Raw genomic sequence first — 8333 nt, 5'->3', positions numbered from 1 at the left:
CGGGGGGTGGTTCGTGGCCGAAGGGTAATGAGGATTTGTATCGGGTGTTGGCTGCGGGGTGGCGGGCGTTGGGGGAGGAGTTGGGTGAGGCGGTGGGGCAGGCGCAGGGGTCTGCGGGGGTGTTGGGTGAGGTGTGGGAGGGGGAGGCGGGGGCGTGGTTCAGGCAGATGTGGGCGGAGGTGGGGGGTGATTTGCCGAAGGCGTTGGTGGCGGCGGCGGGTGAGGTTGCGGAGTCGTTGGATGCGGCGGCGAAGGATATTGAGTACAACAAGTTGGAGACGTTGATCGAGGTTGCGGTTTTGGTGTTCGAGGTTTTTGTTCTTGCGGTGATGGCTTTTTTGTCGTTTGGTGCGGCGTTTTCGGCGGCGGCTGGGCGGATTGGTTCTTCTCGGGCGGTGGTTCGGAGGATGTTTGAGGTGTTGCGGGACAAGGCGGGGGCGTCGTTTGCTCATAGGGCGGGGTATGCGAGTCAGCGGGCGTTTTTGGAGGGGTGGCGTTCTCGTGGGTTGGCGGGTGTGGTTTTGATGGCGGCCCGTGAGTCGGGGAATGAGGTGGGGATTCAGGTGGCTGCGCATCTTGCGCAGTGGTTGATGGGTACGCGTGATGATGTGGATTGGGTGAAGATTCGTGGGGCGGCGGGTGGTGGTGCGTTGGCTGTGGCGGGGGAGCCGCTTCGTGATGCGCTTAAGGTGTTTACGAGGAAGATCGATAATAATGGTGTTCGGGCGTTGGCAAATGTGGGGGTGGAGGGTGTTTCGGAGTGGACGGAGGAGTTGTTGGGGAATTTGGGTGGGTCGTTGGCTGCGGAGGGGAAGTTTAATTTGGATGCTCCGGGGTTGGGGCAGGTTGCGGCGGGGATGGTGCGTAACAGGGTTAGTGAGCAGGCGCGGTTGGGGGAGCGGTTTGGGGGTTTGGCGCGTGGTTTGTTGGGGGGGTCGGGGGTTGAGCAGCAGATGCGTGATGCGCAGCGGGCTGCGGAGCAGGCGCGGGAGGCTGCGGAGCGGGCGCGGGGGGAGGCGGAGCGGGCGCAGCGGGCGGCGGATGCGTTGCGGGGGCAGGGGCGGGAGTCTGGTCAGGATGTGCCGGGTTCGGGTGGGGATTCTTCGCGGTCTGGTGGGGTGGATGTTTCTGAGCGGTCGGGTCGGGGGTTGGATGCGGCTGGTCGGGCGCAGTTGAGTGCGGAGACTGCGCAGCAGCAGGCGCAGGTGTCGGCTGCTGCGGCGCAGAGGGCTGCTCTGGCTGTGGAGGCGGCGGTTCAGTCGGGGTCGCCGCAGGATGTGGCGCGGGCTGTCGAGGCGGCGGGGGAGGCTCGTACTGCGGCGAGGCTGGCGATGTCGGTTGCTTCTGTTCACGCTGATGTGATCGAGCAGAGTCTTGGCCAGGCGGCTCCGTCAGGGTCTTCGAGCAGTCCGGCCAATGCTGGGAATCCGACCAGCACAAGCCCGACACCGACCAGCACAAGCACGACGCCGACCAGCACCAGCACGACGCCGACCAGCACCAGCACGACGCCAACGAGCACACCGAACAACGCCAACACACCGAACGGTACCGCTCCCCAGGCCAACTCACCCACGAGTGCGTCAACGAACGCCGGTACCCAGGGCACGCTGACCACCGACACCAACACGAGCACCGACACAGGCCCGAGCACGACCAGTACCAGCAGCCCTGATACGAGCAACGCAGACGCTTCGCCTAACACCGGTACACCCACCGACGCGAACACCTCGACGAGTCAGGGGATGTCACCCAACGTAGACCCGACCGGGGCGGCCACCATGAGCCCCGGCGTGACAGGGTCGAACAACGTCACCAGCACCGGTCGCCGTGACCGGCCAGCGGCAGGCAACCGGACGCCGGACACGTCACCAGCTCCGGTGGACGTCTCAACTCCCGAAAACGGCGCACAGACACCGTCGCCCGAGTCAGAGCTGGTTCTGGCCGCCGGACTTACGGACCCGAGTGGCACGGCGTCGCCCAGCCAACCGGACACGACGACCGACACCACGTCAGCAACGCCTGCCTCCGAGCCCGCGCCGGCGGCACCGGCGTCCGAGCCCGTACAGAGCCCGTCCACTTCGGTACAACCGCAACCGGAACCGCAGCCCACCGCCCTCACACCGCCCCAAGAGCCATCTGTTGAACCCACCGACGTCGGGCAGCGTTCCGATGCGGTCGATGTTCAGCTTGGGCCGGCGCCTCCGACGCCGCATCATGATCCGGCGAGCCCGGTTGATGATCGCCGTCTTGTTCAGTCCCTGCCCCGTGGGCGTGATGGTCGTTACCCCGTCCATCCTGATCCGACGGGCAGTGACTGGATCAGTTGGCTCAACGACGGGGGGCCGTTCACCGATGGTCGGCGGTTCAACTGTGTCGATGTGGCGATTGCTGCTCTGTCGACGTGGTTCGGTCACCCTCGGGTGGCGGGCAGTAATCGGCGTACCGCCGGGGTAGGGCGGAGCGTCGTCGAGCAGTGGCTCGGGGCACCGTTTGGTCCTGTCCTACAGGGTGAGGCTGGCCCGGCGCGGATCGAGGCGGATCTGAGGGCGTTGGGGCACGGCGCGGCGGCGGCCGTAATGGTCAACTATTCGCACATGTCGACAGACCACATGCTGGTTGCCGTCAACCATCGCGACACCATCTACTGGATCGACGGCCAGAACTTCACCAGTCCGCTGCCGCAACCGCCGTACGCCGGCAACATTACCCGCAGCAGCGCGCTGCTCGTCGACGCGCGTGGCGTACCGGTAACGAGACCTACCACGCAGGCAATCCCGGACACCGAAGTACCGGGAAGACTTGCCACGGGCCTCGATGACGAAACCGGTCCCGCCGAAAATGCCGGCGACGATGCCAGGCCCACGCAGGATGTCGAGCCTGGCGCGAGGCCCGATGAACCGGCTGCTGCGCCAACTCCGGAATCCGATGACCGGCCGGTGCTGCGGGAACGAATGATAAGGGTCAACACGCCGATCCAGACAGCCGCAGTGGCAGCGGCAATCACCCAGTCACTCGTCGCGATCAGATCAGGCGTTGCCCTTGCGGGTGCTCAGGTGCTCACCGTTGAAAGGCACGAGGAAGGCAACCTCGTCGTGGTGAAAACGCCGGACGGGCGCACCCACACCATCCAGGTGCTTTTCGACGGCGACCTGCTGCCTGGTCGTGTCGATCAGGTACGCCCGACGCTCCTGGACAATGGTTCCGTCCACGTCCGAATCAGCGTGTCTCCGTCAGTCACACCGGATCAACTGGCGAATATCGTCTCAGCGCGGGTGGTGGGAGCGGTGCAATTGCTCCTGGCGTCGTTGCCCGGCGGGCAGTTTGACTACTCCGCCTCAGGCCGCCCTTCGTTGGTAGAACAAGCAGAGATCGCGGCCGCCAACCAGGCGGCCAGGACCGGAGACAACGAAAACCTCATCCGTATCCTTGCCGACAACAATCTCTTTGCTGACCAGGCTGGGTCACGGCAGCGGGTACATGTCTGGCGGCAGATGCTCTCGGAAACGAGTCCGCAGTTGCGTCGGCGGCTTTTCGACACCCGATCACCGGCGAGCCAGACTGCGGTCCTGGACTCGTTGGCATCGATGTTGCGGGCAGGCGCGCAGTACCTGCCGTCCTATGTATCGAACATCGACATGCGCGGGACGACCGGTGCCGTCGAGATCCAGATAGATGACCAGTCAATCTCCCTGCCGGTGCGGGTTGTGCCGTCCGGGACGCGGGACTTCGCCGTACGTCTGCACCCCGATCCCCTGAGTCGGAGTGGCTACCGGCTGGAGGTACGCGAGGACGCCAGCAATGCGGCGATCTTGGTGGAGTTGGTTGGGGCACTGGCGCACTTCAGCTACCAGCAACAGTATCCGGCGCTCTCGTTCATCGGGGGAGAGGTGAGCTTCGCCGCCCGCGCTGACGTACTCAGGGATCTCTACCGCATCGCCACGCAGCCAGAACGGCAGATGATCCGTGAGTACGTGGGCGACATGCATGCACCGTCCCGTGCGGTCCGCACCATGCTCAATGAGTCGCTGGATCAGGTGGATCGACGGATCTGGGAGCGGGCCGACCTCAGCCGTGATCTCGCCGGTCGTCCGCTGCGACGTCGACTCTTTACACCCCACTTCTTCCGACGCCTGGTCGCGGTGCTCGGTAGTGGCGGCAACACGGCGTTCGTCGGAGACGAGTTCGGTCGGCAGCTGGGTTCGACCTTGACGAGTATCGGTGCGGGAACGTTCGGTAACACCGGTCAGGCATATGCGGATGCGACGCTTGGCAGCCGCCTGCCGGTCGTCCCGTTGAATCCCAACGTCGCCGCGGTCCCTGGCCATAACGCGGTCGCTCCGCCGGAACCCAGCCGCGGAGATCCCTTCGGCTCCAACGTCAAGAAGCGTACGTACTACGCGTACGCCAGTACCGGTGCGACGGTCCTCATCTACGTCGTCTCCGGAGGTGACCTGCTCAAGGCAATCAAGGGCGGGACCCTGACGTTCTTCGCGTCCCTCGGGCAGGCCGTGGCGGACAAGGCCGTCGACCCGTACGAGATGACCGCCGTGAATCAACGCAAGGCGATGGCGGGCGTCGAGCCGGAGGCACGGCGGAACCGATATGCCGAGGCGATCTACCACCTGGTGAACAAGATCGGGCAGGACCTCTCCCCCGACGACGCCGAGCTGCTCGACCAAATGGAAGCCATGCTGCCTGGGCTCCGACGCGCGATCGAACACCTGCGTACGGAGCTATACGGCAAGAACCAAGGCACCGACCAGGCCGTCGAGGGCAAGATCGAAGGGCTACGCCGGCGTCGCAGCGTCATCGTGCAGCCGGCCAAGACGCTGTGGAACAAGACGGTGGGCCGTATTCCCGGTGTGAAGGTCTTCCAGTCACCCACGATGACGTACGAGATGGCGCACCTGCCCGAGGCACGGGCACCCCTGATGGCGAATCCGTCGCGGGTAGGGTCGCAACAATCCCTGATGCAGACACCGTCGTTGTACCTCGGTTTCAATGCGACACCCGAACTGCTCATCGCCAACCTGCTGGGGGGTGCGGGACGGGGTATCGGTTATGGAGGGGGATGGACGAACCTGTCGGTGAACCAGGCCTTCGACGCGGAGGCCGCTGCTGCCGCCCAGGCACTGGCCCACCTGGAGCAGGCTGTCGCCCGGATCGAGTCGATGGTTCAGGGCCGTCCCGTCGCGCCTCAGCCGGAACTACCCGAGGGCTGGCGGGGCCTCCGTGAGCGTGAGCGACTCGACCGAGAGGCTGGGATACCACGCGAGGAGTCGCTGCGGGCGCAGTCCCGCAAGCATGTACTCGGGTTTGTCGGCGCGGTTGCCGGAGCTTCGCCGATGCTGTTCGTGGTCGGTATCCCCAACGGGTCCGAGTTGATATGGATAGCTGGTCAGGCGGTCTACACGGTCATGTACGCCTTCGGCGAGGGGGCCATGCGCGTGGTGCCGGTGTTGACCAAGCGGATCGACCGGGACGAGCAGATGGCCGAGCAGGCTGACCAACTCCCAAATTCGCCCACAGAGATCGCGGAGATGGTGCGGAAGCTCGCCGACGCTGTCAATGCTGAGAATGAGCTGATCATTCCGACCCAGGTTCTCGAACCGCCGGCCCCGGACCAGAGTCTGGTGCGGCGGAGCATCCATGCGATACGTCGTGGCCTCACGGCTGCGGGTCGGGCACTAGCGGATGATGTCGACGGCTGGGGCCCAGCTTTGCGGCCAGGCCACAACCTAGCCGAGGTACGTCTCGGGGCGCAGGACGCGGTGGCGGTCAACCGGCTGGTGAGCGTGGCCAGGATGCTCGAGGCGGTCACCGCCACGCCGGATGTGAATACGGAAGCGGCTGGGCCGAGCCGGAGGTCACCCATGATGGAACCGCCGGTACTGCGTGGTTATCTCCGTGACCAGTTCGAGCAGCTCGGCCTGCTGTCTGCCCAGGTCGGTTCGGACCGGCGATGGGAGGCGGTCGTCGATGACGTCAGGCGACGGTTCGGCGTGGATCTCGCCAACGTGACCGAACTAAGTACGCTGCGGCAGGGCTACGAAAACTGGCCAGCGGAATACGAGGCAGACCTGGTAGAGGCCTGGGTCGACGGACGGCGGTCGAGGGACCCGATTACGTACACGCTCATCGAGGCAGTCGAGCAGTTGTCACGCGATGGCTTGACCACCGTCAATCACGACGACCAGGATCGGGCGTGGCACGTTCGGATCATGCCCGGTGGTGGTGCGCGGGTGGTCACCGACGTGGGCAGCTTCGGCCTCGAAATCAGCCGTACCGATCTAGGCGACGACAGCCTGCTGGCGCTGGTGGAGCCGGTCTCGCCGATGATGGCGTTGCGTCAGCCGCACCGGTTGATGCTGGCACCGGAGGTGGTAGGTAACCCGGCTACTCTGGCGCAGGTTCTCGATCAGGTCATCGGGGGCTGGTTGCAGAGCGGATTTGTCGATGCAGCGCCTCTGGTGGTGCCGAAGCCGGATGGGCAGGGAGCATGATAGTTCCGCTTGGTCTAGTGTCAATCGGTCACTACCTGGGCTCGTTTCCGACGGACGATGGCGGATCGTGCTGGGAGGTGCGGCTGGGGCCGCAGGTGTTGACGTTGGATGCGGCGCAGACTGCCGTGTGGATGACTCCGGAAGATGCTGGGCATCAGCCATCCGTGGTGGCGTCGGTGCGCGCCCTCGGTCTGCTGGTGACGCTGACCGAGGGCAGTGAAGCCGAGTTCGCGCGTGCCTACCGGTTGATTCCGCTGATGGTGGGGCTTGGCGTCAACGCCGATGACCTCGACCAGCGGGACATCGGAATCCCGGGCCGTCCGCTGGTGACGGTGGATCGACTCACGTACGAGCTGTGGGCCGTGGCCGGGGCACGACGCTCGCTGTGGCAGGCGTGTGAGTCGTTCGCGAACGTCCGGCGTGCGGCGGGTGACACCGACGAACGAAGGGTCGCGCCAGACGGTGTACTGGCGGAGTTGCTCTCCCGACTGGGTGAGCTGACCAGGGGCGGGGCTGCCTGCCTGGATCTGGCGTTGCCGGGTCAGTCACCGCGAGGCTGGGAGGGCTGAACCATGCGAGACGATGTGTGGTCGCCGTTGCTGTATCCGGTGGGGCACTACCTGGGCCCGGTCGGCGAATCGGACACGCCCCTGCCCTCGGCGCACCGGGTGCGTGTCGGTGAGCAGGTGCGGACCCTACCCGGCGGCGACCCTTACAAGATTTGGCTGGTCGCGCATGGTGCGGCCGGTGGTCCCACGCCGTGGACACCGCAGGATGTGGCGCGGACAGCCGGACTGCCCGCACACCGTTTCGACGCGGCGATGAGCGAGCTGACTGATCGGGGACTGCTACTGGCAGTGGACGCAGACCTGCCCGAGGCCGAGGAGATGGCCGGCTCCTACCGGTGGCAGTCGATGCTTTACGGGCACGGTACCCAGCTGGGGTGGAACGGGCTGTACGGCATCGGTGGACCGAGTGAGCCGTGGGTGCTGGTGAACAGCCTGGTATACGACGTCTGGCGGTGGACTCCGATTGCGGCCACGCTGTGGGACGCCTGTGAGGCACTCTACGAGTCCTACAGGGAGCCTTTCGATGACGACGACATCGTCGTCGACTCGCCCCGTGCCATGCTCTCCCAACTACTACCCAGCCTGCACAGTTTGATCTGTAGCTATGCGGGGTACCTCGACGAGGCCTGGTAGCCGCCACGCGGAGCCGAAAGGCTCGGCGCGGTCTACGGGTAGCACTGGGCGCTGGGTCCATTGGTCGGGGTGGTGCGTACCTGCGCGTTGGTGAACACTGCTGGCGTTCCTGTGGATGAACGTCTCGACCGCGTACGGCTGTCCGGTGTGCACTGTCTGTGGGTGCTCGCAGCGTAGCCGCCTTCTCATTGCTGATGAAGGTAGCAATCTCTTACTCGCTGTAATCGTTCGGATGGCGCAGCGGGCAACATGTCAGTCCTAGCAATGTGATCTTTACCTGTTCTTGATCAAAGGTCGGGAGCGGCATCGTAATCTTGGCGGATGTGTCGACCGGCTGACCTGGCATTACTTGGTATCAGGTGTTCCGCCACTGTGGATGGGTGTGCGCTGGTCGCGTCCGTATGTGCCTGCGGGTTGGCGCCGGCTGCAGCCGTCGCTACGTTCCGTGTGGACAGCTGTTCATGATTGAGTTGTGGGATTTTGGTGATCCGTGGAATGTGATTCGGGATGCGGTGATTTGGGTTGGTTCGGGGGGTGGTTCGTGGCCGAAGGGTAATGAGGATTTGTATCGGGTGTTGGCTGCGGGGTGGCGGGCGTTGGGGGAGGAGTTGGGTGAGGCGGTGGG

At 65.0% G+C, this 8333-nt stretch carries 3 protein-coding genes; all 3 read left to right on the top strand.

The features are described from left to right. Positions 1-6506 (top strand): WXG100-like domain-containing protein (locus ACFQ4H_RS34185; RefSeq protein WP_449289043.1); only part of this gene is annotated, 6506 nt, incomplete at its 5' end. A gap of 131 nt (positions 6507-6637) precedes the next feature. Next, the gene (locus ACFQ4H_RS34180; protein ID WP_377579320.1) at positions 6638-7075 is read left to right on the top strand and encodes a hypothetical protein; all 438 of its coding nucleotides are present in this window, start codon (positions 6638-6640) and stop codon (positions 7073-7075) included. A 3-nt stretch (positions 7076-7078) separates the two neighbouring features. Then, a complete protein-coding gene (locus ACFQ4H_RS34175) occupies positions 7079-7708 on the top strand; it encodes a hypothetical protein (RefSeq protein ID WP_377579318.1) in 630 nt (209 codons plus the stop codon). Positions 7709-8333 lie beyond the last annotated feature (625 nt).

The organism is Micromonospora sonneratiae, from assembly GCF_042679305.1.
GTDB lineage: Bacteria > Actinomycetota > Actinomycetes > Mycobacteriales > Micromonosporaceae > Micromonospora_H > Micromonospora_H sonneratiae.
This window is presented reverse-complemented; position numbering and strand designations above follow the sequence as displayed.

What these genes read in the sequence shown, in the direction of transcription:
- ACFQ4H_RS34180 (WP_377579320.1), top strand. Translation starts at nt 6,638, where the DNA reads ATGACTCCGGAAGATGCTGGGCATCAGCCATCCGTGGTGGCGTCGGTG.
- ACFQ4H_RS34175 (WP_377579318.1), top strand. Translation starts at nt 7,079, where the DNA reads ATGCGAGACGATGTGTGGTCGCCGTTGCTGTATCCGGTGGGGCACTAC.